This is a genomic window from Luteimonas sp. MC1895 (assembly GCF_016457215.1).
Taxonomy (GTDB): Bacteria; Pseudomonadota; Gammaproteobacteria; order Xanthomonadales; family Xanthomonadaceae; genus Luteimonas.
This window is the reverse complement of sequence record NZ_JAEMDY010000006.1, coordinates 1-21665: the sequence shown is the minus strand read 5'-3', so window position 1 is coordinate 21665 and position 21665 is coordinate 1. Positions and strand designations below refer to the sequence as shown.

Here is a 21665-nt window from a genome sequence, read left to right as displayed (position 1 = left end):
GCGGTCAGGGCCGGTTATGATCGGAGCGGGCAGCCCGGGGAGAACGCGTGTGGCCGATGGATTCGTTGCGCTGTACATCTTCATGCTGGCGGCGATCGCCGGCCACGTGATCATCTCGCGGGTGCCGGTGATCCTGCACACGCCGCTGATGTCGGGGTCGAACTTCATCCACGGCATCGTGCTGATCGGCGCGATGGTGGTGCTGGGGCACGCCGACACCACGCTGGAGAAGGCGATCGGCTTCGTGGCGGTGCTGATGGGCGCGGGCAATGCCGCCGGCGGCTACGTGGTCACCGAGCGCATGCTCGAGATGTTCAAGCCCAGCGACCGCGCCAAAGGCGGCAAGTCCGGCAGCCCGGAGGGTGGCGCATGAGCGGCGCGTCCGTGCTGATGCTGGTCATCCAGGCGAGCTACCTGGTCGCGGCCACGCTGTTCCTGCTCGGCCTGCAGCGCATGGCCTCGCCGCGCACCGCGCGCAGCGGCATCCAGTGGGCGGGCGTCGGCATGGTCCTGGCCACGGTGGTCACCTTCTTCATCCCGGGGCTGCAGAACATCGCGCTGATGGCGGTGGCGGTGGCCCTGGGCACGGTGATGGCCTGGATCTCGGGCAAGCGCGTGGCCATCACCGACATGCCGCAGATGGTCGCGCTGTACAACGGCCTGGGCGGTGGATCGGCGGCGGCGATCGGCGCCGTCGAGCTGCTGCGCTGGACCTCGGCCGGCCAGGCGCCTGGCGTGGTCGTGCCGGTGCTCGCGCTGCTGGGCGCGCTGATCGGCTCGGTGGCGCTGTCGGGCTCGATCATCGCCTGGGCCAAGCTCGACGGGCGCATGGACAAGCGCTACAGCTTCCCGGGCATGCAGCTCTTCAACGCCGCGGTGCTCCTGGCGGCGCTGGTGCTGGGCGGGCTGCTGCTGCGCTCGCTGGGCGTGCCGCTGGTGGTGGCGTTCTTCGTCGCCGCGCTGGCCCTCGGCGTGCTGATGACCCTGCCCATCGGCGGCGCCGACATGCCGGTGGTGATCTCGCTGTACAACGCGCTGACCGGCCTGGCGGTGGCCTTCGAGGGCTATGTGCTGGGCAACGAGGCGCTGATCATCGCCGGCATGATGGTCGGCGCGGCCGGCATCCTGCTGACCCGGCTGATGGCCAAGGCGATGAACCGCTCGATTTCCAGCGTGCTGTTCTCGAACTTCGGTGCTACCGGCGAGGCCGCCGAGATCACCGGCAGCCAGAAGCCGATCGAGGCCGCCGACGTCGCCGCGATGATGGCCTACGCCGAGCGCGTGGTGATCGTGCCCGGCTACGGCATGGCCGTGGCCCAGGCGCAGCACAAGATCTGGGAGCTGAGCCAGCGGCTGATCGAGCGCGGGGTGAAGGTGAAGTTCGCCATCCACCCGGTGGCCGGGCGCATGCCCGGGCACATGAACGTGCTGCTGGCCGAGGCCGGCGTGCCTTACGACCTGATCGTCGACATGGACGACGTCAACCCCGAGTTCAAGAACACCGACGTCAGCCTGGTGATCGGCGCCAACGACGTGGTCAACCCGGTGGCCAAGACCGATCCCGCCAGCCCGATCTACGGCATGCCGATCCTCGACGTGGTCGAGTCGAAGAACACGATCGTGATCAAGCGCGGCAAAGGCCGCGGATTCGCCGGCATCGAGAATGCGCTGTTCTACGCCGACAACACCCGGATGCTCTATGGCGACGGATCGGAGATGGCGAGCGCGCTGGTGAGCGAGCTCAAGGCGCTCGACGGCGGGCACTAGCCGGTCGGGCCTGTGGGAGCGGCTACAGCCGCGAAAACGGAGTTCGCGCAGGGCGATCGCGGCTGTAGCCGCTCCTGCAGACGGCGGGCGTAGGTGCTCAGCGGCCCCAGGCGGCGGCGACCACGAGGCCGGCCGCCAGCCAGGCCAGGTCGACGGCGTCGTTGGCCATGCGCAGCAGCAGCCAGCCGTGCTCCGGGCCCATGCGGATGATCGAGCTCCAAGGGGTGAGGCCCAGCATCCGCCCGACCTGGTCCGCGGCGATGCCCCAGTTGGCCAGCGCGATCGCCACCAGCGTCGCCAGCACCGCCCAGGCCGCGCGCGCGGCGCCGGGCCGGTGTCCGCCCATGCGCAGCAGCAAGAGCGCATCGACCGCGGCCACCACGGCCATCCAGCTCGACTGGCGGCCGGTCACCTGCGCGACCAGGATCCAGGCCGCGGCGATGCCGATGCTGCCGGCCAGCGCCAATGCCAGCGCCGTCGTCGGCCGGGAGCGGAAAGGGGGCATGGAACGCAGCACCGTTCGGGGTGGTACAGGATAGCGTCCGCCACGGGCGGTAGAATGAGCGTCCAGTCGCCACAGCCGAATCCCGCATGTATTCCCGCAACAGCGAACCCGTCCGCCTCGAGCGCGACTGCGCCGCCGTGCTCGTGCCGCAGGGCGACGAGGTCACCCTGCCCGCGGGCAGCGTGGGCTACATCACCCAGGCGCTGGGCGGCAGCTTCACGGTGTTCGTCGAGGGCAACCTGTTCCGCATCGCCGGCAACGACGCCGACGCGATCGGCAAGGAGCCGCCGGAACCGCTGCAGCTGGAGGAGGGCGCGGACGACGCCGCGGTGGAGCGCCTGGTCTGGAGCCAGCTGCGCACCTGCTTCGACCCGGAGATCCCGATCAACATCGTCGACCTCGGCCTGGTCTACGAGGCGAACGTGCTGCACCGCGACGATGGCCAGCGGCTGGTCGAGGTGCGCATGACCCTCACCGCGCCCGGCTGCGGGATGGGCGACATCCTGGTCGACGACGTCCGCATCAAGCTGGAAATGATCCCGACCGTGGTCGAGGCCGACGTCGAACTGGTGTTCGACCCGCCGTGGACCCGGCACATGATGTCCGAGGCCGCGCGGCTGGAAACCGGGATGTTCTGAACGGCGGGCGCAAGGCCCGTCTTGCCTGTTTTCCAGAGCCAATGTCAGGATCTGTGACTGGCCGCACATTCCGTGCTGCCAAGTGCAACCTGTTTCCGCTTGCGGGCCCCGAAGGTGTCGCTTAGCGTCACTTTGCGGACGGAAAGTGTCAGTCCGCATCCGGCGGCTGCCACGGACGGGGAGGGGTTCCCGGAGCGGCGGCGCCGTCCCGCCGCGCGCGCGGCACCTCGTTCACTCCGGGAAAAACCACTCATGTCCGACGCCAAGCTTCGCCGCGTGCGCCTGCACGCCCTCGCGGTCGCCACCACCGCGGTCCTGTCGTCCCTTGCGGTCGCGTTGCCGGCCCTCGCCGCCGAGCGCGTCGAGCTCAGCGGCCTCCAGGCCTCGCAGCAGCACGATCGCTTCATCGTGAAGTACGTCGATGGCAGCCCGGAACAGGCCAGTCCCAAGGAGCGCGACGCCGCGCTGCGCGCCGCGGCCGGCGTGGTCCCGGCCTCGCGCCGCGCCGCGCCGCTGGTGCTGCGCCACGAGCGCCGTATGGCCGTGGGCGCCGAGGTGATCACCACCAGCCGCAAGCTCGACCGCGTCGAGGCCGAAACCCTGATGCGGCAAATCGCGGCCAATCCGAACGTCGAGTACGTCGAGGTCGACAAGCTCAACACGCTGGTCATGACGCCGAACGATCCCCAGTTCTCGCAGCAGTGGGGCTTTGGCACCGGAGCCGGCGGCATCCGCGCCACCCAGGCCTGGGACACCACCAGCGGCGCCGGGACCGTGGTCGCGGTGCTCGATACCGGCATCGCCAGCCACAGCGACCTCAATGCCAACGTGCTGCCCGGCTATGACTTCATCGCCGACACCGCGGTCGCCGGCGACGGCAACGGCCGCGACGGCGACGCCAGCGATCCGGGCGACTACTACGGCGGCAACGCATCGAGCTGGCACGGCACCCACGTCGCCGGCACGGTGGCCGCGCTGACCAACAACGGCAAGGGCGTGGCCGGCACGGCGTATGGCGCCAGGATCGTGCCCGTGCGCGTGCTTGGCCGTGGCGGTGGCTACGACTCCGACATCGCCGACGCGGTGATCTGGGCCTCGGGCGGTTCGGTCAGCGGCGTGCCGGCCAACGCCAACCCGGCGGAAGCCATTAACCTCAGCCTCGGTGGCTCCGGCAGCTGCGGCAGCGCGATGCAGAGCGCGATCAACGGCGCGGTCGGCCGCGGCTCCACGATCGTGATCGCCGCGGGCAACAGCAACGCGAACACCTCGGGCTTCTCGCCGGCGAACTGCGGCAACGTGATCGCCGTCGGCTCGATCACCAGCACCGGCGCGCGCTCCAGCTTCTCCAACTACGGCGCGATCGTCGACATCGCCGCGCCGGGTTCGAGCATCCAGTCCACGCTCAACAGCGGCAGCCAGGGCCCGGGCGCCGAAAGCTATGCCAGCTACAGCGGCACCTCGATGGCCGCGCCGCACGTGGCCGGCGTGGTCGCCCTGATCCAGTCGGTGGCCAACCCGGCCAAGACCCCGGCGCAGGTCGAGGCGCTGATCAAGAGCACCGCCCGCGCCTTCCCGTCCACGCCGTCGCAGCCGATCGGCGCCGGCATCCTCGATGCCAAGGCGGCGGTCGATGCGGCCGCGGGTGGCGGCGGCAATCCCAACCCGAACCCGGGCGGCGTCCTGCAGAACGGCGCGCCCGTCAGCGTGGCCGGCGCCTCGGGCAGCACCCAGTACTGGACCGTCACCGTGCCGGCCGGGGCGACCAACCTCAACATCGCCACCGCGGGCGGCACCGGCGACCTCGACATGTACGTGCGCTTCGGGTCGCAGCCGACCACGTCGACCTACGACTGCCGCCCCTACCGGTCGGGCAATGCCGAAACCTGCAGCTTCGCCACGCCGCAGGCAGGTACGTGGCACGTGATGCTGAGTGGCTACTCGGCGTTCTCGGGCGCCACCCTCACCGCCAGCTATGCCACCGGCGGTGGCGGCGGTGGCAGCGTGCTGCAGAACGGCGTGCCGGTGACCGGCCTGTCCGGTGCGGCGTCGAGCGAGCGCCGCTATACCATCCAGGTGCCGGCGGGCCGCACCCAGCTCCGGGTGCAGACGTCCGGCGGCACGGGTGATGCCGACCTCTACGTGCGCCAGGGTTCGGCGCCGACCACCACCACCTACACCTGCCGTCCGTACCAGGGTGGCAACAACGAGACCTGCACCATCAGCAATCCGGCGGCCGGCACCTGGCACGTCATGGTGCGCGGCTACAGCGCGTACTCGGGCCTGAGCCTGGTCGGCAGCTACTGACCACGGCGGTGCTGACGGCGGCGGACGGGGCGACCCGTCCGCCGTTTTCTTTTTTTGCCGACGGGGTTCGCGCCGCCCGTCCCGCGCACAGGGGGTGTGCTTTCGCGCCGCCCGCCCCGCGCACCGGGGGTGTGCTGCCCGGTCCTGCCCGCATCCTGCTCCCAAGGCCGGCCGCCGGCCATCCCTGGCCGGCTGTACGCACACCCCCTGTGCGCGGGACGAGCACCGGCCATCGCCGGCTTCGGAACGAAGGTCAAATGCCGCCGCTGCCGCCGCTGCCGCCGCTGCCACGCTCACCGCGTCGACCAGTCGTTGGCGCAGGAATCGTGGCCGCAGTTGGTGCCGCATCTGTGGGGGCAGCGAGGGGCGCGCACTCGGCTTTCCCAGACAGCGAAAACGGTCGGGCTCGCCGCGGAGGCAGGGGGCATGACCAGAGCCGGCCATGGATGGCCGGCGGCCGGATGATGGGAGCAGGACGCGGAGACATCCGGCTGGGCATGCCCCCTGCCTCCGTGGCGGGCGGCGCACCCTGTCCGGAGCAACCATCTCGGGTTCCGTGTCCCCCGGCGTGCCGTCCCGGGCCGCGCGGTCAGGCCGGCTCGAAGCGGTTCGCGGCCACGTTCTTGCGGACCGTGAGCGGGTCCCAGATGCGTCCGTTCATGGCGATGTAGACGCCGGCGGACAGCGACTGCACCGCACCGACCGCGGTGCCGATGTTGAACTCGGCGTCCGAGCCGCGGAAGCGCGCCGGGTTGAGCGCCCCGGTCAGCACGATGGTGCGGTCGGCCAGCGGCGCCAGCGCCCTGGCGGTCTCGACCATGGTGTCGGTGCCGTGGGTGACCAGCACGTGGCGCGTGGCCTGCGCCGCGATGGTGGCGCGCAGCAGCTCGCGATCGCCGTCGTCGATGTGCAGCGAATCCTTGCGCAGGATCGGGATCACGCGGAAGCGGAAGGCCACGCCGAGTTCCTCGAGGATCCGGCCGATCTGCGGCTCGCCCACCTGGAAGTCCGACTTGTCGTCGAAATAGACCTTGTCGATCGTGCCCCCGGTGGTGACGATCAGCAGTTCTTCCATCGTGCGTGTCCTCGATTGCGGCAGCCGTGACCCGCATCGCGCGGGCCGGGTGCGCATTCTAGTCGTTCGCGGCGCGCCGCTTGCCGCGGCCGGCGAAGCGCGCCTGCAGTCCCGGCCAGCTCGAGGCCACGATGATGCCCAGCGCCAGCAGCACCTCGCCCAGTGCGTAGCCGCGCCCGTCCGCGCGCTCCCACGCCAGCATGACGCCGTGGCAGAACCACCCCAATCCCAGCACGCCGGACCAGAAGGCCGCGGTGCGCCGCCCGGCCAGCACGCCGATGGCCAGCAGCAGCGGCGGCAGCGCGAACACCGCCAGCGCCTGCAGGTAGCGCGCGTCGCCCGCGAACCAGGCCGCGAACAGCGCCGCCAGCGCCAGCAGCAGGGCGGCAAGCACGCGCCCGGACGTCGTCGCCGGCATCAGCCCAGCCTCGCCGCCAGGGCGGCGATGCGCCGGCCGAGCGCGCGCGCAAGCCTGGCCTCGTCCTCGCTGGGCGTCGGATCGTTGTCGCCGCCGGCGACGTGGCTGGCGCCGTAGGGCGTGCCCCCGGTGCGCGTGGACGACAGCCCCGGCTCGGTGAAGGGAATGCCGGCGATGACGCAGCCGTGGTGCAGCAGCGGCAGCATCATCGTGAGCAGGGTCGACTCCTGGCCGCCGTGCTGGGTGGCGGTCGAGGTGAACACGGCCGCCGGCTTGCCGACCAGGGTGCCGCTGGCCCATTCGCTGCCGAGGCCGTCGAGGAAGTGCTTCATCGGTGCCGCCATGTTGCCGAAGCGGGTCGGGCTGCCGACCAGCAGACCGGCGCATTCGGCCAGGTCGCGCAGCTCGACGTAGGGCGCGCCGTCTTCGGGCACCGGTGGCTGCGTGGCCACGGTCACCGACGCCACCGGTGGCACCGTGCGCAGGCGCGCGGACATGCCCTCGACCTCGCCGATGCCGCGCGCGATCTGCCGCGCGAGCGCGGCGACCGAGCCGCCGCGGCTGTAGTACAGGACCAGGATCTCGGGCATGGCGACTCCTCGCGGGGCCGGGAAGCATAGCCGCAGCGGCCCTGCGCGCGCTGCGATGGGGCCGGTGCGATCGGTTAACCTCGCCACGATGGAGCCACTGGATTCGCTCAACCGCTGGGCCGACCGCCTGCGCGACCGCGCGCGCGCGCTGACCTTCGCGCGCTTCCTTTGGCGGCGCTTCCTCGACGACCGCCTGTTCGAGGCCGCCGGCGCGCTGTCGTTCACCACGACCTTCGCCCTGGTGCCGCTGTCGATGGTGGTGTTCGGGGTGCTGTCGGCGTTCCCGGTGTTCGAGGAGTGGCGCGACCTGCTCAGCGAGTTCGTGTTCGCGAACTTCGTTCCCAGCTCGGCCCAGGGCATCCGCGACTGGCTGATGTCGTTCTCCGAGAACACCGGCAAGCTCACGGCGGTCGGCGTGATCGCGCTGGTGGTGTCGGTGCTGGTGACCCTGGTCGGCATCGAGGCGGCGTTCAACCGCATCTGGCGCGTGCATACTGCCCGCCCGCAGCTGTCGCGCTTCCTCGTCTACTGGACCGTGCTGACGCTCGGCGCGCTGGTGGCGGCGGCCAGCCTGTCGGTGCTCGGGCGGCTGTTCGCCCTGGACGTCTTCCGCAGCGGCGCCGGGCAGTGGCTGCAGGGGGCGATGCTGGACGCGGCGCCGGTGGTGATCGAGCTGCTGGCGTTCGCGACCATCTACCGCGTGGTGCCGCATCGCACGGTGCAGTGGCGCCACGCGTTCGCCGGCGCCCTGGTGGCGGTGGTGCTGCTGGAGATCGGCCGGCGCCTGATCAGCCTCTACCTCGGCAGCTTCAACGCCTACCAGAACATCTATGGCGCGGTGGCCTTCGTGCCGATCTTCCTGCTCTGGCTGTACCTCGGCTGGGTCAGCATCCTGCTGGGAGCTTCGTTCGCGGCCTCGGTCTCGGCCTTCCGCTACCAGCCGGCCCACCTGCGCCTTCCGCAGGGCTACGAGATCTACGCGATGCTGCGCCTGCTGGACCGCTTCCGCGAAGCGCGCGCCACTGGCGGCGGCCTGCACAGCGACGAGATCCTGGAGTGCGAGCCGGTCCTGACCGACGCCCTGGTGCAGGAGACCCTGGGCCAGCTGGCCTCGATCAACGTCGTCCGCAGGGCCGAGTCGGGCGAGTGGCTGCTCGCCCGCGACCTCGACGCGCTGACCCTGGCCGAACTCTACGAAGCCGGCCAGCTGCGCATCCCGATCGCCGAGGCCCACCTGCCGGGCGCCGACGACGCCCGCGGCGCCGCGGTGATCGCCACCATCGACGCGCTGCGCCTGCCGCTGCGCGACCTCCTGCGTCGCCGCGTCGGCGACTGCCTCGACCAGAACCGGACCTGACGCCATGCCGCTGCGCCACGCCCTCGCAACCTGCCTTGCCCTGCTGCTCCTCGCGGCCTGCCAGCCTGATCGCGAGGGAGTGGCCCAGGCGCCGGCAAGCGCTCCGTCCGCCGCGCAGGAACCGTCCGTTGATAACCCGGCGGGCGAGGCGACCGGGACGACCTCCAGCGAGGAGTTCCCGTCGCTGGTCGTGACCACGCTCGACGGCGAACGCTTCGACCTGGCCGAGCGTCGCGGCCGCTGGGTGGTCGTCAACTTCTGGGCGACCTGGTGCGCGCCCTGCCTCAAGGAGATGCCCGAGCTGTCGGCGCTCGATGCCATGCGCGAGCACGTGGAGGTGATCGGGCTGGCCTACGAGGAGACCGACGCCGAGACCCTGCGCGCCTTTCTCGCCGAGCGCCCGGTGGTCTACCCGGTCGCCATCGTCAGCACCTACGAGCCGCCGGCGGACTTCCCGACGCCCCGCGGCCTGCCGCTGACCGTGCTGGTCGCGCCGGACGGCCGGCGGGTCAAGGCCTTCCTCGGCCCGGTGACCGCCCTGGAGCTCGAGCAGGCCATCGAGGCTGCCGGCGGTCCCGCGCCCGGCGAGGGCGCGTAGCCGCGCAAGCGGGGATCGACCGACCGCGCAGCCGCGGCGCTCAGTCGCCGTCGCTGCCGTAGGGAGGGATCGGCTGCAGCACGCCGTAGCGCTCCGTGGACGGCGGCCCGGGCAGGGGCGCGAAGTCCGGCCTGTGTGCGGGGACGGTCACGTCCGGCAGGCGGTCGAGCAGGTGGCGGATCAGCGCCAGCCGTCCGGACTTCTGGTGGTTGAAGTCGACCAGGGTCCAGGGTGCGTGCGTGGTATGCGTCGCCGCCAGCATCGCCTCGCGGGCGCGGGTGTAGTCGTCGTAGCGCAGGCGCGCCTCGACGTCGATCGGCGACAGCTTCCAGGCCTTGAGCGGATCGTCCAGCCGCTCGGCGAAGCGCTTCTCCTGCTGCGCCTGGTCGCAGCACAGCCAGTACTTGAACAGACGGATGCCGTCGCCGACCAGCAGCTGCTCGAACGCCGGGACCTGGCCGAGGAAGGCCTCGACCTGGGCGTCGCTGGCGAAGCCCATCACCTTCTCGACGCCGGCGCGGTTGTACCAGCTGCGGTCGAACAGCACGATCTCGCCCGCGGCCGGCAGGTGCTGCACATGGCGCTGGAAGTACCACTCGCCCTGTTCGCGTTCGCTCGGCCTGGGCAGGGCCACCACGCGGTACTGGCGCGTGTCCAGGTGCTCGGTGATGGCCTTGATCGCGCCGCCCTTGCCGGCGGTGTCGCGGCCTTCCATGACGATCGCGATGCGCTCGCCGCAGTGGCGGGCCCAGCGCGCCATCGCCACCAGCTCGTGCTGCATGGCCTTCAGCTCGGCCGCGTACGCCTTGCCCTTGAACGTCTTCACCTGTGCGCTCCTTCCCGTCGGTCCCCGGATGGGGCGGCATCCGCGCGCCGCGGTCAAGCGCCGTCGAGCCGGAGGCCGGCGGGCGGAAGCCCGTTCCGATGGCGCGCGGCCATCGCCCGGGCCATGGCCGCGAAGTCGCGCGCGAAGCCGGCCATGTCGAACAGGCCCGAGCTCCCGCGCAGGCCGGCCAGCCGCGCACGCAGCCCGGCCAGCCGCGCCGGGTCCCGGCCCAGCGCGGTGGCGAGCTCCACGTACGCCGCAGCGTCGGCCACGTTGAGCGCGCCCAGGCCCAGATGGTGGTTCAGGCTGCCCGCGACCCGCGCGGCGAAGGTGCGTCCGGGACAAGTCAGCACCGGGCAGCCGGCCCAGAGCGCGTCGGATGCCGTGGTGTGGGCGTTGTAGGGATTGCTGTCCAGGAACAGGTCGGCGAGCTGCAGCCGCGCGAGGTAGGCGGCGTGCGGCTGCTTGGCCATGAACACCAGCCGCGCGGGATCGATGCCCGCGGCCGTCGCCGCCGCGCGCAGACGGTCGTCGCCCCGGCCGGGGCCGGAGAGCAGCCAGAGCACGCTGCCGGGCACGCCGCGCAGCACCGCCATCGCGCGCATGAAGCTGGCCGGATTCATCTTGTAGCTGTTGTTGAAGCAGCAGAAGACCACGCCGGCGTCGGGCAATCCGCACTCGCCGCGCGAAGGCGGCGGTCCCGGCGCACGCCGCGTGTCGGAGGGCTGGAAGCAGCGCGGCAGGCGCGCAACGGCTTCCGAAAACCCCGTTTCCAGCGCCGTCGGCAGCACGACGTCATCGGCCAGCACGTAGTCGATCCACGGCGCGCCCGAGGTGCCCGGATAGGCCAGCCAGTTGACCTGCACCGGCGCCGGGCGCATGGCCAGCACGCCCGGCGCGCCGCCGCCGCCCCAGCCGCGCAGGTCGTGGAGGATGTCGATGCCCGCGTCGCGGATGCGCTGCGCCACTGCGGCATGGGGCAGGGCGGCGACGTCGTGCAGCGTGGTCGCGGCCTCCAGGCGCTGGCGGATCGCGCTGCCGTCGTCGGGGTTGAGCGCGAACAGGTGGGCCTCGAGCCCGGCTTCGGCACGCAGGGCTTCCAGCAAGGCCACGGTGAGCAGGCCGGTCGGATGCGCGCCGAAGCCGTTGGACAGGAAGCCGACGCGCAGGGTTCCGGCTGCGGCCATCGCGCGCGGCGGCAGCGGCCGCGCCTGGTGCGCGACCTGTGCCGCGCTCAGGCGCGCGCAGCGCAATTGCTCGACGGCGTCGCCGTCCTCGCTGAGGAACGCGAAGGGTTCGACCGCCGCCTCGCCGCGCGCGACGGCGCCGCGCACCTGTGCCGACAGCGCGTCCAGGCCGCGCCAGTCGCACAGCTTGCGGCGCCAGGCGAGGAGATGGGCGGCGATCTGCGCCGCGTCCGGCGCCAGCGCGTGGGCCCGTGCATAGGCTTCGGCGGCGGCTTCGGCCTGGCCGGCGTCTTCCAGCACGTGCCCGAGCCACAGCGCGATCCCGGGGTGGCGCGGGGCTCCCCGGGCCGCCCGGGCGAGGCTGTCGACGGCCTCGCGGTGGCGGCCGCGCATCCAGTGCAGGCGGCCCAGCCGGGCCAGCGCTTCGGGATGGCCGGGCGCCAGGGCCAGCGCGCGCTGGACCGCGACCTCACCGGCCGCGGCGTCGCCGGCATCGAGTTCGGCGTCGGCCAGCACGATCCAGGCGACGGCATTGCCGGGGGCCGCCGCCGTGGCGCGGCGCGCGGCGTCGCGGGGATCGCGCGCGCCGGTCACGCGTCCCGCGGCCCCGGCCTCACGCCGCCTGCTCCGCCAGCCGCGCCAGTTCGTCGGCCTGGTGCTCGCGGGCCAGGCGGTCGACCAGCAGGTCGAGCGCGCCGTCCATCACGTTGGGCAGGTCGTACAGGGTCAGGCCTTCGATACGGTGGTCGGTGATCCGGCCCTGGGGATAGTTGTAGGTGCGGATGCGCTGGCTGCGGTCGCCGCTGCCGACCTGCAGCTTGCGGCTGGCGGCGGTGGCCGCGGCACGGCGGTCGGCCTCGGCCTGGGCCAGGGTCGCGCGCAGCCGCTTCATCGCCTTGTCGCGGTTGGCGTGCTGCGAGCGCTCGGTCTGCGATTCCACCACCACGCCGCTGGGGAGGTGGGTGATGCGGATCGCCGAGTCGGTCTTGTTGACGTGCTGGCCGCCGGCGCCGGAGGAGCGGAAGGTGTCGACGCGCAGGTCGGCCGGGTTGATCTCGACCGGCTCGCCTTCTTCTTCCACCGGGATGATCGCGACCGTGGCTGCCGAGGTGTGGATGCGACCCTGCGACTCGGTCTCGGGCACGCGCTGCACGCGGTGGGTGCCGGACTCGAACTTCAGCCGCGCGTACGCGCCCGCGCCCTCGATCCGGGCCACGGCCTCGCGCACGCCACCGTGTTCGCCGGGGTTGGCGGATTCGATCTCGACCTTCCAACCCTGGCGCTCGGCGTAGCGGGTGTACATCCGCAGCAGGTCGCCGGCGAAGATCGCGGCCTCGTCGCCGCCGGTGCCAGCGCGCACCTCGAGCCAGATGCCGCCGTCGTCGCGCGCGTCGCGCGGGACCAGCAGCGCCATCAGCGCGTCATCGAGCTCGGCCAGCCGCGCGGTGGCGGCGTCGACCTCCTCGTCGGCCAGCTCGCGCAGCTCCGGATCGGTGCGCATCGCCTCGGCGGCCTCGAGGTCGGCGCGCGCGCGGGTCTCGTCGGCGAGCGCGGCGGCGAGCGGTTCCAGCCCGGAGAACTCGCGCGACAGCGCGCGGAACCGGGCCTGGTCGGCGGCGATCGCGGGCTCGGCGAGCAGGCGCTCGAGCTCGTCGCGGCGCTCGGCCAGGGCCTCCAGCTTACGGCGCAGCGTCGGGAGCATCGGGGTTGCGGGGGTCGCGGGGGGCGTGGTCGGCAGGGGTGCCGGCGTCGGGCGGCAGCATGCGCGAGATCGCGTCCAGCATCGCGCCGTCCCCGCTGGCCGCGGCGTCGCGCAGGGCGGCGGTGGGCGGGTGCAGCAGGCGGTTGGTGAGGGTGTGCGCCAGGTACTCCAGCGTGGCTTCTGGCGACTGGCCCGCGGCCAGCTGCTGGCGTGCGCGTTCCAGAACGTCGGCGCGCACGGCGTCGCCGTGGGCGCGAAGCCGCCGGATCGGACCGCTGCGTGCGCCGGTGGCCTGCACGCGCGCATAGCGCGCCACCTGCAGGTCGATGATCGATTCCGCGGCGTCGGCGGCCTCGCGGCGGTTGCGGCGGTTGTCCTCGACCGCGCGCTCGAGGTCGTCGACCGAGTAGAGGTAGGCATCGCGCAGCTGGCCGACTTCGGGCTCGATGTCGCGGGGCACGGCCAGGTCCAGCAGCAGCATCGGCCGCTGCCGGCGTGCGGCCAGCGCCGCCTTGACGTCGGCGTGGCGGATCACCGGCTCGCGGCTGGCGGTCGCCGACAGCACGATGTCGGCCAGGTGAAGGTGGTGCTGCAGCTCTTCCAGCGGCAGCGCGGTGCCGCCGTGGCGGTGCGCGAGTTCCTCGGCGTGGCGGTACGTGCGGTTGGCGATGACCAGCCGCTTCACCCTGGCGGCCGCGAGGTGGCGCGCCGCGAGCTCGATGGTCTCGCCGGCGCCGACCAGGAGCGCCACCGAATCCTCGGGTCGCGCGAAGCTGTCCTGGGCCAGGCGCACCGCCATCGAGGCCATCGACACCGGGCTGTTGCCGATCCGGGTCTCGGTGCGCGCGCGCTTGGCGGTGACGAAGGCGTGCTGGAACAGGCGGTCGAGATGGCCGCCGAGCGTGCCGGCGCCGCGCGCGGCCGCCCAGGCCTGCTTCACCTGGCCGAGGATCTGCGGCTCGCCCAGCACCATCGAGTCCAGGCCGGTGGCGACGCGGAACAGGTGGCGGGCGGCGTCGTCGCCGGCGTGCCGGTACAGGTAGGCCTGCAGCGAGCCGGCATCGCCCATCGGATCGTCCGGGTGTGTGGCCAGCCAGTTCACCAGCGCGCGCCCCTCGTCGTCCGCCACCGCGTAGAGCTCGGTGCGGTTGCAGGTCGACAGCAGGGCCACCTCGTGCACGCCGGGCAGGCCGCGCAGGTCGGCCAGCGCGCGCTCCAGCCGGTCGCTGGCAAACGCCACCCGTTCGCGCAGTTCAACCGGCGCGGTCTGGTGGTTGAGGCCGATGGCGAGGAGGCTCATGTGCTCGGGGTGCTTGCGATAAAGTGCTGGCATGACACGGCCTTATTTTACGGTGCCTGCGCCTCCCGCGTCCGGGACCCCGGTTGGCGGGCATTCCGCCCGGCTTCGGACCGCGGTCGGGACCCTCGTCGTGGCCCTCTGCCTGGCGCTCCCGGTGGCGCCCGCGGCCGCGCGCGGGGCGCCGGCCACGCCGCCGCTGCGCGAGGTGCTGGCGGCGGAGTTCGCGGTCTCGTCGGGGCGACCGGAAGAGGCCGTCACCTGGTACCTGCAGGCGGCCCGCGCTGCGTCCGGCGACGCGGCGCTGGCGTCGCGCGCCACCCAGTACGCGCTGATGGGCCGCGACGACGGTGCGCTGAAGGAGGCGCTGGCACTGTGGAGCGCCCGCGCGCCGGAGTCGCTCGGCATGCAGGGTGCCCGCGCCACGCTCGCCCTGCGCACCGGCCGCGCGCGCGTCGCGCGCCGCGAGCTGGAGTCGATGCTGCGCGACGGCGGGGCCCGCGGCTGGCTTGCCGCCTACAGCGTGCTCGGCACCGGCAGCCGCGACCCCGAGCTGTCGGCCCGGGTGCTGGGACAGCTGTTCGAGCGCGACGTCCTGCCGACCAGCCCCATCGCCCTGGCCGCGGCCGGGCAGCTGGCGCTTGGCCTCGGCGACGACGCGCTGTTCGGGCGCATCGACGCGGTCGCCCGCGAGCTCCATCCCGGCGATCCGGCGATGGGCCTGCTGCGCGTCAGCCACCTGCATCGCGCCGGCCGCAGCGCCGAGGCCCGCGCGGTGCTCGACGCACTGGCCGCCGGCGGTGCCGCGGGCCCGCGGATCCGCGAGCGCATCGCGCTGGGCTATGCCGAGCTGGGCGACCCGGCCGCCGGCGCCGCCCTGCTGGCGGCCAATCCCGGGCCCGACACCGATCTCGGCCAGCTCGCGCTCCGTGCCTCGCTGCTGGCCGATGCCGACGACAAGCAGGCCCTGGCCGCGCTGTACCAGGGCCTGTCCGCCGGCGCCGAAGTCCCCAACCCGGCGCGCCGGCTGCTGCTGGGACAGGTGGCCGAATTCCTGGAGCGTCCGGGCGAGGCGCTGGACTGGTACCGCAGCGTGCCGGGCGGCACCGAGCGCGACACCGCGCGCCTGCGCGAAACCAAGGTGCTGCACGACCTCGGCCGGAAGGACGAGGCCTGGGCCGCCCTGGGCGCGCTGCAGCAGGACGCCGCGGCCAACGAGCGCCTGCGCCGGGACGCCTACCTGATGGAGTCCGAGCTGCGGCGCGCCGACACCGACGACGCCGCCGAACTCGACGCCCTGGCACGCGGCCTGGCGGCATTTCCGGACGAATCCGCCCTGCTGTACTCGCGCGCCCTGATGTGGGAGCGCCGCGACGACATCCCGCGCGCCGAGGCCGACCTGCGCCGCATCCTGGTCGCCGAGCCGGACAGCACCGCCGCACTCAACGCGCTGGGCTACACGCTCGCCGACCGCACCGACCGCTACGCGGAGGCACTGGAGCTGATCGAGCGCGCGCGCATCGCCGAGCCCGCCAACGCCGCGATTATCGACAGCTACGGCTGGGTGCTGCATCGCCTGGGCCGCAACGAGGAGGCCCTGGTGGAGCTGCGCCGGGCCTTCGTGCTGGAGAAGGACGCCGAGATCGCCTCCCACGTCGGCACCGTGCTGTGGCAGCTGGGACGGCGCGACGAGGCGCGGGAGTGGTTCGAGCAGGCCCGCGCGATCGACCCCGACAACCGGTCGCTGCGCCGCGCGCTGGAGGATATCGGCGCATGAGGACGCTCCGGATCGTGATGGTGCTGGCCTGCACGGGCCTGCTCGCGGCCTGCGCGACGCGCCCGCCGGCGCCGGCGCCGCTGCCGACCCTCGATGCCGCCGCGCAGGCGGGGGCCGAAGCCCTGCAGGCCGATCGCGCCCGGGCGCTGTCGGCGATGCCGGCCTGGAGCCTGTCCGGACGGGCCGCGATCACCCGCGCCGGAAAGGGCGGCAGCGGGCGCATCGAATGGCAGCAGGACGGCGCGGCGTTCGCGGTGGCGCTGGCCGCGCCGGTGACCCGGCAGAGCTGGCGGCTCGCGGTCGACGACGATGGGGCCCGGCTGGAAGGACTCGACGGCGGTCCGCTCAGCGGCCCGGATGGCCAGTCCCTGCTGTTCGACGCCACCGGCCTCGAAGTGCCCGTGGACGCGCTGGGCGCCTGGCTGCGCGGGCTGCCGGCCGACGAGGCCGTGCACGGCCCGGCGCGCATGGCGTTCGGTGCCGACCTGCTGCCGGCGCGGCTGGAGCAGGGCGGCTGGAGCATCGACTATCGCGCCTGGCGCCCGCAGGACGGCGCGGCGCCCGCGCTGCCGCTGCGCATCGACGCCCGCCGCGGCGACGCCGGCGTCCGCCTGGTAGTCGATACCTGGAGCGGGGCCGGCCCGTGACGGCGGCCGGGTGGTCGGCCTGGCCCGCGCCGGCCAAGCTGAACCTGTTTCTGCGCATCACCGGGCGACGTCCGGACGGCTACCACGAGCTGCAGACCGTGTTCCGCCTGCTCGACTGGGGTGACAGGGTGCATCTGCGTCTGCGCGGGGACGGCAGGATCGTGCGCCACGGCGGTGACCTGTCGGACGTGCCCGAGGCCGCGGACCTCAGCCTGCGTGCAGCGCGATTGCTGCAGGATGCGTTCAACGTCGCCCAAGGTGTCGACATCCGCGTCGAAAAGCGCATTCCTGCAGGCGGTGGGTTTGGCGGGGGCTCCTCGGACGCGGCCACCGTGCTGCGCGCGCTGGACGCCCTCTGGGGCCTTGGCGCGGACGTCGATGCACTGGCGGCGCTGGGTGCGCGCCTCGGCGCCGATGTCCCGGTCTTCGTCCACGGCCACAGCGCCTGGGCCGAGGGCGTGGGGGAGCGGCTGCGGCCGCTGGACCTTGCGCCGGCCTGGTACCTGGTCGCCGACCCCGGCGTCCACGTGGCCACCGCGGCCCTGTTCCAAGCCCCTGAATTGACGAGGGATGCCGCGCCCGCGACAATGGCGGACTTCGCTTCGGGTGCTCCGCTCGGCAATGCGTTCGAGCCGGTGCTGCGTCGCCTGGAACCTGCCGTGGAGGCCGTGTTCCAGGCGCTCGCGCGCGCCGGCACGCCACGCCTCACCGGGACGGGCAGCGGTTGCTTCGTCGAGTTCGCCGCGCGCGGACCCGCCGAGGCCGCGCTCGCCACGCTGCCGCCAGGGTTTCGCGCCCGCGTGGTCGCGGGCGTGTCGCGATCGCCGCTGCTGGATGCACTTGCGGCCGGTTCACCGCAGGGGCGTCGCCAAGTGGCCCAAGGCACCGGGTTTTGATCCCGGCATCCGCAGGTTCGAATCCTGCCGCCCCTGCCAATCCTTCGTCATCGCAGCGTCCAGCGGAGTAGTCCCGTGAAAAAGGAAGATGGCAACCTGCTGATCTTCTCCGGCAATGCCAACCGTCCGCTCGCCCAGGCCGTCTGCCGCGAACTCGGGGTGCGGCCGGGCAAGGCGCTGGTATCGACCTTCTCGGATGGCGAGGTGCAGGTCGAGATCGAGGAGAACGTGCGCCGCCAGGACGTGTTCGTGGTGCAGTCCACCTGCGCGCCGACCGCCGAGCACTTCATGGAGCTGATGGCGCTGATCGACGCGCTCAAGCGCGCATCCACCTCGAGCATCACCGCGGTGGTGCCGTACTTCGGCTACGCGCGCCAGGACCGGCGCATGCGCTCCTCGCGCGTGCCGATCACCGCCAAGCTGGCGGCCAAGATGTTCACCGTCGCCGGCGCCGACGGCCTGCTCACCATCGACCTGCACGCCGACCAGATCCAGGGCTTCTTCGACATCCCGGTCGACAACGTCTACGCCTCGCCGCTGCTGCTGGCCGACATCTGGCGCGCGCACGGCACCGACAACATGGTCGTGGTCAGTCCCGACGTCGGCGGCGTGGTGCGCGCGCGGGCGATCGCCAAGCGCCTGGACGACGCCGACCTCGCGATCATCGACAAGCGCCGCCCGAAGGCCAACGTCGCCACGGTGATGAACATCATCGGCGACGTGGCCGGCAAGACCTGCGTGCTCGTCGACGACATCGTCGACACCGCCGGGACCCTGTGCGCGGCCGCCGCGGCGCTCAAGGCGCAGGGCGCGACCAAGGTCGTGGCCTACTGCACCCACCCGGTGCTGTCGGGCGCGGCGATCGACAACCTGACCCGCTCACAGCTCGACGAGCTGGTGGTCACTGATACCATTCCGCTTTCCGACGCGGCCCGCGCCTGCGGCCGCATCCGCCAGCTGAGCGTTGCGGAGCTGCTGGCCGAGACCATCCGCCGCATCGCCGGCGGCGAGTCGGTGAGCTCGCTCTACGTGGACTGACGGCCTCCGGGCCGCGCGCGTCCGCATCCGTGTGTTCCGGCTCCCCTGGTCGCGGGGGAGCCGTCTTTCCGCCGCGAGGCGGGCCAATCCAGCAAGTGAGTAACCAACAATGAGCAACCAGAAGATCACGGCCACCAGCCGCAAGGACGAGGGGAAGGGTGCGAGCCGCCGCCTGCGTCTCACCGGCAAGGTCCCGGCCATCATCTACGGCGGCGACAGCGCCCCGCAGAGCATCCAGCTCGACCAGGAAAAGACCTGGGTCGCCAGCCAGCACGAGTGGTTCTACGCCTCGATCATCGACCTCGAGGTCGACGGCAAGGTGGAGCCGGTGTTGCTGCGTGACATGCAGCGCCATCCCTACCGCCAGCTGATCATGCACCTGGACTTCCAGCGCGTGAACGCCAAGGAAGCGATCCGCGTCAGCGTGCCGCTGCACCTGGTGAACGCCGAGACCTCGCCGGCCGGCAAGACCGCGGGCGTGGTGCTGACCCAGGAGCTGAACGAGGTCGAGGTGGTCTGCCTGCCGGGCGACCTGCCCGAGTCGATCGAAGTCGACCTGGCGAAGATGGAGATCGGTGGCACCGTCCACCTGTCCGAGGTCGTGCTGCCCAAGGGCGTCGAACTGGCGACCAAGCTCGACGGCGACCACAACCCCGCCGTCGCCGTGGCCCGCCACGCGCGCGTCGAGGCCGAGCCGGAAGGCGAGGGCGAGGGCGACGGCGAGGTGCCCACCAGCAAGCAGGACGCTGGCGAGGACAAGTAAGGCGCTGCGCGCTGGCGCTTCCTCCGGGGAGCGCCGGCCCGCGCCGATGCGATGGACGGCATCCGCCTCATCGTCGGGCTGGGCAACCCCGGCCCGGAACATGCACGGACCCGGCACAACGCCGGGTTCCGTCTTGTCGACACCCTGGCCGAGCGCGGGGGCGAGCGCTTCAGGGTCGACGGCAAGCTGTTCGGCGAGACCGCGAAGCTGCGGATCGCCGGCCACGAGGCCTGGCTGCTGAAGCCGGCCACGTTCATGAACCTCAGCGGCAAGTCGGTACTGGCCGCGCTGAATTTCTGGAAGATCCAGCCGGAGCAGGCGCTGCTGGTCCACGACGAGCTGGATCTCCCGCCGGGCACCGTCCGGCTCAAGTTCGACGGTGGCCACGGCGGCCAGAACGGGCTGCGCGACACCATGCGCCTGCTCGGCCACGGCCGCTTCCACCGCCTGCGCGTCGGCATCGGCCATCCCGGGCACAAGGACCGGGTGACCGGCTGGGTGCTGGGGCGGGCGTCGCCGGACGACGACATCCTCATCGGGCGCGCGATCGACGACGCGCTCGACGTGCTGCCGCTGGCCATGGCCGGCGATTTCAACGAAGCCATGAAGCGGCTGCATACCAACAGGACCTGACACAGCTATGGGCATTACCTGCGGCATCGTCGGCCTGCCGAACGTCGGCAAGTCGACCCTCTTCAACGCCTTGACCAAGGCGGGCATCGCCGCCGCCAACTTCCCGTTCTGCACCATCGAGCCCAACGTGGGCGTGGTGCCGGTGCCGGACCCGCGGCTGAATGCCCTGGCGGAGATCATCAATCCGCAGAAGGTGATCCCGACCGCGGTCGAGTTCGTCGACATCGCTGGCCTGGTGGCCGGTGCCGCCAGCGGCGAGGGCCTGGGCAACAAGTTCCTGGCCCACATCCGCGAGGTCGACGCGATCACCCACGTGGTGCGCTGCTTCGAGAATCCCGACGTCATCCACGTCAACAACCGCGTCGACCCCCTCGCCGACATCGACACCATCGACACCGAGCTGGCGCTGGCCGACCTGGAATCGGTGGACAAGGCCCTGCAGCGCGCCGAGCGCTCGGCCAAGACCGGCGACAAGGACGCCAAGGCGCGGGTCGAGGTGCTGGCGCGGGTGCGCGCCGGGCTCGACGCCGGCACGCCGGCGCGCGCGCTGGGGCTTTCCGAGGACGACCGGGCCGCGGTGCGCGACCTGTTCCTGCTGACGCTGAAGCCGGTGATGTACGTGGCCAACGTGCTCGAGGACGGTTTCGAGGGCAATCCGCATCTGGATGCGGTGCGCGCGCGCGCGGTGGGCGAGGGTGCCGAGGTGGTGCCGGTCTCGGCCGCGATCGAGGAGGAGCTGAGCCAGCTCGAGGACGCGGACCGCGACGAGTTCCTGCGCGACCTCGGCCTGGACGAGCCCGGCCTGAACCGCGTCATCCGCGCCGCCTACAACCTGCTCGGGCTGCAGACCTACTTCACCGCCGGGGTGAAGGAAGTCCGCGCCTGGACGGTCAGGGCCGGATCGACCGCGCCGCAGGCGGCGGCGGTGATCCATACCGACTTCGAGAAGGGCTTCATCCGCGCCGAGACCATCGGCTACGACGACTTCATCCGCTACCGCGGCGAAGCCGGCGCACGCGAGGCCGGACGGCTGCGCCTGGAGGGCAAGGAGTACCGCGTGCAGGAAGGCGACGTCCTGCATTTCCGCTTCAACGTCTGAAAGCGATCACAGGCGTTGACAGCCGCCTCGCGCGCCGTCAAAATCGTGGGCTGTTTCACCGGCTTGTCTTTTGCTGGAGGGATACCCAAGCGGCCAACGGGGGCAGACTGTAAATCTGCTGGCTTACGCCTTCGGTGGTTCGAATCCACCTCCCTCCACCAGTTCATCCCCGGCGCGGGAGTAGTTCAACGGTAGAACCTCAGCCTTCCAAGCTGATGGTGCGGGTTCGATTCCCGTCTCCCGCTCCACCGCGGGGTATCATTGGAAACCCGGCGCCAGGGTACAACTCACGCTCACGTAGCTCAGTCGGTAGAGCACCTCCTTGGTAAGGAGGAGGTCACTGGTTCGATTCCAGTCGTGAGCACCATCTTCGGGCCGCAGCCGAACGCGCGGCCTTCCACCCAACAGTTCAACGAGATACGCAATCATGGCCAAGGGTAAGTTCGAGCGCACCAAGCCCCACGTGAACGTGGGCACGATCGGTCACGTGGACCACGGCAAGACGACGCTGACGGCGGCGCTGACGAAGATCGGTGCGGAGCGTTTCG

Annotated in this window: 22 protein-coding genes and 4 tRNA genes; 18 read left to right on the top strand and 8 right to left on the bottom strand. The window is 72.1% G+C overall.

Annotation, left to right across the window (positions count from 1 at the left end):
• Nucleotides 1–49 precede the first annotated feature (49 nt).
• Both JG616_RS12280 and JG616_RS12275 read left to right on the top strand, forming a co-directional pair.
• Nucleotides 50–373 (top strand): NAD(P) transhydrogenase subunit alpha, encoded by a 324-nt coding sequence (locus JG616_RS12280; RefSeq protein ID WP_199362922.1) that lies wholly within the window; start codon nucleotides 50–52, stop codon nucleotides 371–373.
• A complete protein-coding gene (locus JG616_RS12275; protein WP_199392769.1) occupies nucleotides 370–1767 on the top strand; it encodes an NAD(P)(+) transhydrogenase (Re/Si-specific) subunit beta in 1398 nt (465 codons plus the stop codon). Before JG616_RS12280 ends, JG616_RS12275 begins: the two co-directional genes overlap by 4 nt.
• Before the next feature lie 97 nt (nucleotides 1768–1864).
• Here the strand turns inward: JG616_RS12275 and JG616_RS12270 are convergent, their stop codons facing one another.
• Complete coding sequence (locus JG616_RS12270; protein ID WP_199362924.1) at nucleotides 1865–2272, bottom strand: hypothetical protein; 408 nt, start codon at nucleotides 2270–2272, stop codon at nucleotides 1865–1867.
• An 86-nt stretch (nucleotides 2273–2358) separates the two neighbouring features.
• Here JG616_RS12270 and sufT point away from each other — a divergent pair, with 86 nt between their 5' ends.
• Nucleotides 2359–2910, top strand: a complete 552-nt coding sequence (gene sufT / locus JG616_RS12265; protein WP_199362925.1) for a putative Fe-S cluster assembly protein SufT — start codon at nucleotides 2359–2361, stop codon at nucleotides 2908–2910.
• Between the two features lie 252 nt (nucleotides 2911–3162).
• A complete protein-coding gene (locus JG616_RS12260) occupies nucleotides 3163–5214 on the top strand; it encodes a S8 family peptidase (protein WP_343225024.1) in 2052 nt (683 codons plus the stop codon).
• A 589-nt stretch (nucleotides 5215–5803) separates the two neighbouring features.
• Here the strand turns inward: JG616_RS12260 and JG616_RS12255 are convergent.
• The 3 genes from JG616_RS12255 to wrbA are packed head-to-tail and all read right to left on the bottom strand — an operon-like array spanning nucleotide 5804 to nucleotide 7297.
• On the bottom strand, nucleotides 5804–6289 hold the full coding sequence (locus JG616_RS12255) for an asparaginase domain-containing protein (protein ID WP_199392768.1): 486 nt from the start codon (nucleotides 6287–6289) through the stop codon (nucleotides 5804–5806).
• Nucleotides 6290–6347: 58 nt separating this feature from the next.
• Complete coding sequence (locus JG616_RS12250) at nucleotides 6348–6707, bottom strand: DUF2069 domain-containing protein (RefSeq protein ID WP_199392767.1); 360 nt, start codon at nucleotides 6705–6707, stop codon at nucleotides 6348–6350.
• A complete protein-coding gene (wrbA, locus tag JG616_RS12245; protein ID WP_199392766.1) occupies nucleotides 6707–7297 on the bottom strand; it encodes an NAD(P)H:quinone oxidoreductase in 591 nt (196 codons plus the stop codon). The genes JG616_RS12250 and wrbA overlap by 1 nt, the downstream gene beginning before the upstream one ends.
• Before the next feature lie 88 nt (nucleotides 7298–7385).
• On the opposite strand from wrbA, the gene JG616_RS12240 reads away from it, so the two are divergent.
• Together JG616_RS12240 and JG616_RS12235 are read left to right on the top strand one after the other, a co-directional pair.
• On the top strand, nucleotides 7386–8654 hold the full coding sequence (locus JG616_RS12240) for a YihY family inner membrane protein (protein WP_199362929.1): 1269 nt from the start codon (nucleotides 7386–7388) through the stop codon (nucleotides 8652–8654).
• A gap of 4 nt (nucleotides 8655–8658) precedes the next feature.
• The gene (locus JG616_RS12235; protein WP_199392765.1) at nucleotides 8659–9252 is read left to right on the top strand and encodes a TlpA disulfide reductase family protein; all 594 of its coding nucleotides are present in this window, start codon (nucleotides 8659–8661) and stop codon (nucleotides 9250–9252) included.
• A gap of 40 nt (nucleotides 9253–9292) precedes the next feature.
• Here the strand turns inward: JG616_RS12235 and ppk2 are convergent, their stop codons facing one another.
• Genes ppk2 through hemA form a run of 4 tightly spaced genes read right to left on the bottom strand, consistent with a single transcriptional unit; the run spans nucleotide 9293 to nucleotide 14267 of the window.
• Nucleotides 9293–10078, bottom strand: coding sequence for a polyphosphate kinase 2 (gene ppk2, locus JG616_RS12230; RefSeq protein WP_199392764.1), 786 nt, complete (start codon nucleotides 10076–10078; stop codon nucleotides 9293–9295).
• A gap of 53 nt (nucleotides 10079–10131) precedes the next feature.
• Nucleotides 10132–11859 carry a tetratricopeptide repeat protein gene (locus JG616_RS12225; protein WP_199392763.1) on the bottom strand — a complete coding sequence of 576 codons (1728 nt, stop codon included), beginning with the start codon at nucleotides 11857–11859 and terminating at the stop codon, nucleotides 10132–10134.
• Between the two features lie 19 nt (nucleotides 11860–11878).
• Nucleotides 11879–12967: a peptide chain release factor 1 gene (gene prfA / locus JG616_RS12220; RefSeq protein WP_199362933.1), complete on the bottom strand. Its 1089-nt coding sequence runs from the start codon at nucleotides 12965–12967 to the stop codon at nucleotides 11879–11881.
• Nucleotides 12945–14267, bottom strand: coding sequence for a glutamyl-tRNA reductase (hemA, locus tag JG616_RS12215; RefSeq protein ID WP_199362953.1), 1323 nt, complete (start codon nucleotides 14265–14267; stop codon nucleotides 12945–12947). Before hemA ends, prfA begins: the two co-directional genes overlap by 23 nt.
• Nucleotides 14268–14397: 130 nt before the next feature.
• On the opposite strand from hemA, the gene JG616_RS12210 reads away from it, so the two are divergent.
• The 12 genes from JG616_RS12210 to JG616_RS12160 all read left to right on the top strand — a co-directional run.
• Entirely contained in the window at nucleotides 14398–16041 is a 1644-nt protein-coding gene (locus tag JG616_RS12210) for a tetratricopeptide repeat protein (protein WP_343225023.1), read from the top strand.
• Complete coding sequence (gene lolB / locus JG616_RS13670) at nucleotides 16038–16688, top strand: lipoprotein insertase outer membrane protein LolB (RefSeq protein ID WP_235973133.1); 651 nt, start codon at nucleotides 16038–16040, stop codon at nucleotides 16686–16688. The genes JG616_RS12210 and lolB overlap by 4 nt, the downstream gene beginning before the upstream one ends.
• Nucleotides 16685–17584: a 4-(cytidine 5'-diphospho)-2-C-methyl-D-erythritol kinase gene (gene ispE / locus JG616_RS12205; protein WP_343225022.1), complete on the top strand. Its 900-nt coding sequence runs from the start codon at nucleotides 16685–16687 to the stop codon at nucleotides 17582–17584. Before lolB ends, ispE begins: the two co-directional genes overlap by 4 nt.
• Nucleotides 17547–17623: transfer RNA gene (locus JG616_RS12200), tRNA-Gln, on the top strand. The genes ispE and JG616_RS12200 overlap by 38 nt, the downstream gene beginning before the upstream one ends.
• Before the next feature lie 36 nt (nucleotides 17624–17659).
• The gene (locus JG616_RS12195; RefSeq protein ID WP_199392760.1) at nucleotides 17660–18622 is read left to right on the top strand and encodes a ribose-phosphate diphosphokinase; all 963 of its coding nucleotides are present in this window, start codon (nucleotides 17660–17662) and stop codon (nucleotides 18620–18622) included.
• 109 nt (nucleotides 18623–18731) lie between these two features.
• The gene (locus tag JG616_RS12190; protein WP_199362938.1) at nucleotides 18732–19385 is read left to right on the top strand and encodes a 50S ribosomal protein L25/general stress protein Ctc; all 654 of its coding nucleotides are present in this window, start codon (nucleotides 18732–18734) and stop codon (nucleotides 19383–19385) included.
• A gap of 51 nt (nucleotides 19386–19436) precedes the next feature.
• Nucleotides 19437–20018, top strand: coding sequence for an aminoacyl-tRNA hydrolase (pth, locus tag JG616_RS12185; RefSeq protein WP_199362939.1), 582 nt, complete (start codon nucleotides 19437–19439; stop codon nucleotides 20016–20018).
• Nucleotides 20019–20025: 7 nt separating this feature from the next.
• Nucleotides 20026–21117: a redox-regulated ATPase YchF gene (gene ychF, locus JG616_RS12180; protein WP_199392759.1), complete on the top strand. Its 1092-nt coding sequence runs from the start codon at nucleotides 20026–20028 to the stop codon at nucleotides 21115–21117.
• 75 nt (nucleotides 21118–21192) lie between these two features.
• Nucleotides 21193–21278, top strand: a tRNA-Tyr gene (locus tag JG616_RS12175).
• A gap of 13 nt (nucleotides 21279–21291) precedes the next feature.
• A tRNA-Gly gene (locus JG616_RS12170) sits at nucleotides 21292–21365 on the top strand.
• A 43-nt stretch (nucleotides 21366–21408) separates the two neighbouring features.
• Nucleotides 21409–21484, top strand: a tRNA-Thr gene (locus JG616_RS12165).
• A gap of 60 nt (nucleotides 21485–21544) precedes the next feature.
• The coding region (locus JG616_RS12160; RefSeq protein WP_049419246.1) for a GTP-binding protein at nucleotides 21545–21665 on the top strand (121 nt) is incomplete at its 3' end.

Excerpts from the sequence above, each read along its gene's own strand:
- JG616_RS12275 (WP_199392769.1), top strand. The coding sequence starts at position 370 with ATGAGCGGCGCGTCCGTGCTGATGCTGGTCATCCAGGCGAGCTACCTG.
- JG616_RS12260 (WP_343225024.1), top strand. The coding sequence starts at position 3,163 with ATGTCCGACGCCAAGCTTCGCCGCGTGCGCCTGCACGCCCTCGCGGTC.
- JG616_RS12235 (WP_199392765.1), top strand. The coding sequence starts at position 8,659 with ATGCCGCTGCGCCACGCCCTCGCAACCTGCCTTGCCCTGCTGCTCCTC.
- JG616_RS12190 (WP_199362938.1), top strand. The coding sequence starts at position 18,732 with ATGAGCAACCAGAAGATCACGGCCACCAGCCGCAAGGACGAGGGGAAG.
- JG616_RS12240 (WP_199362929.1), top strand. The coding sequence starts at position 7,386 with ATGGAGCCACTGGATTCGCTCAACCGCTGGGCCGACCGCCTGCGCGAC.
- JG616_RS12250 (WP_199392767.1), bottom strand. The coding sequence starts at position 6,707 with ATGCCGGCGACGACGTCCGGGCGCGTGCTTGCCGCCCTGCTGCTGGCG.
- JG616_RS12255 (WP_199392768.1), bottom strand. The coding sequence starts at position 6,289 with ATGGAAGAACTGCTGATCGTCACCACCGGGGGCACGATCGACAAGGTC.
- wrbA (WP_199392766.1), bottom strand. The coding sequence starts at position 7,297 with ATGCCCGAGATCCTGGTCCTGTACTACAGCCGCGGCGGCTCGGTCGCC.
- hemA (WP_199362953.1), bottom strand. The coding sequence starts at position 14,267 with ATGAGCCTCCTCGCCATCGGCCTCAACCACCAGACCGCGCCGGTTGAA.
- prfA (WP_199362933.1), bottom strand. The coding sequence starts at position 12,967 with ATGCTCCCGACGCTGCGCCGTAAGCTGGAGGCCCTGGCCGAGCGCCGC.
- sufT (WP_199362925.1), top strand. The coding sequence starts at position 2,359 with ATGTATTCCCGCAACAGCGAACCCGTCCGCCTCGAGCGCGACTGCGCC.
- JG616_RS12270 (WP_199362924.1), bottom strand. The coding sequence starts at position 2,272 with ATGCCCCCTTTCCGCTCCCGGCCGACGACGGCGCTGGCATTGGCGCTG.
- lolB (WP_235973133.1), top strand. The coding sequence starts at position 16,038 with ATGAGGACGCTCCGGATCGTGATGGTGCTGGCCTGCACGGGCCTGCTC.
- pth (WP_199362939.1), top strand. The coding sequence starts at position 19,437 with ATGGACGGCATCCGCCTCATCGTCGGGCTGGGCAACCCCGGCCCGGAA.
- ychF (WP_199392759.1), top strand. The coding sequence starts at position 20,026 with ATGGGCATTACCTGCGGCATCGTCGGCCTGCCGAACGTCGGCAAGTCG.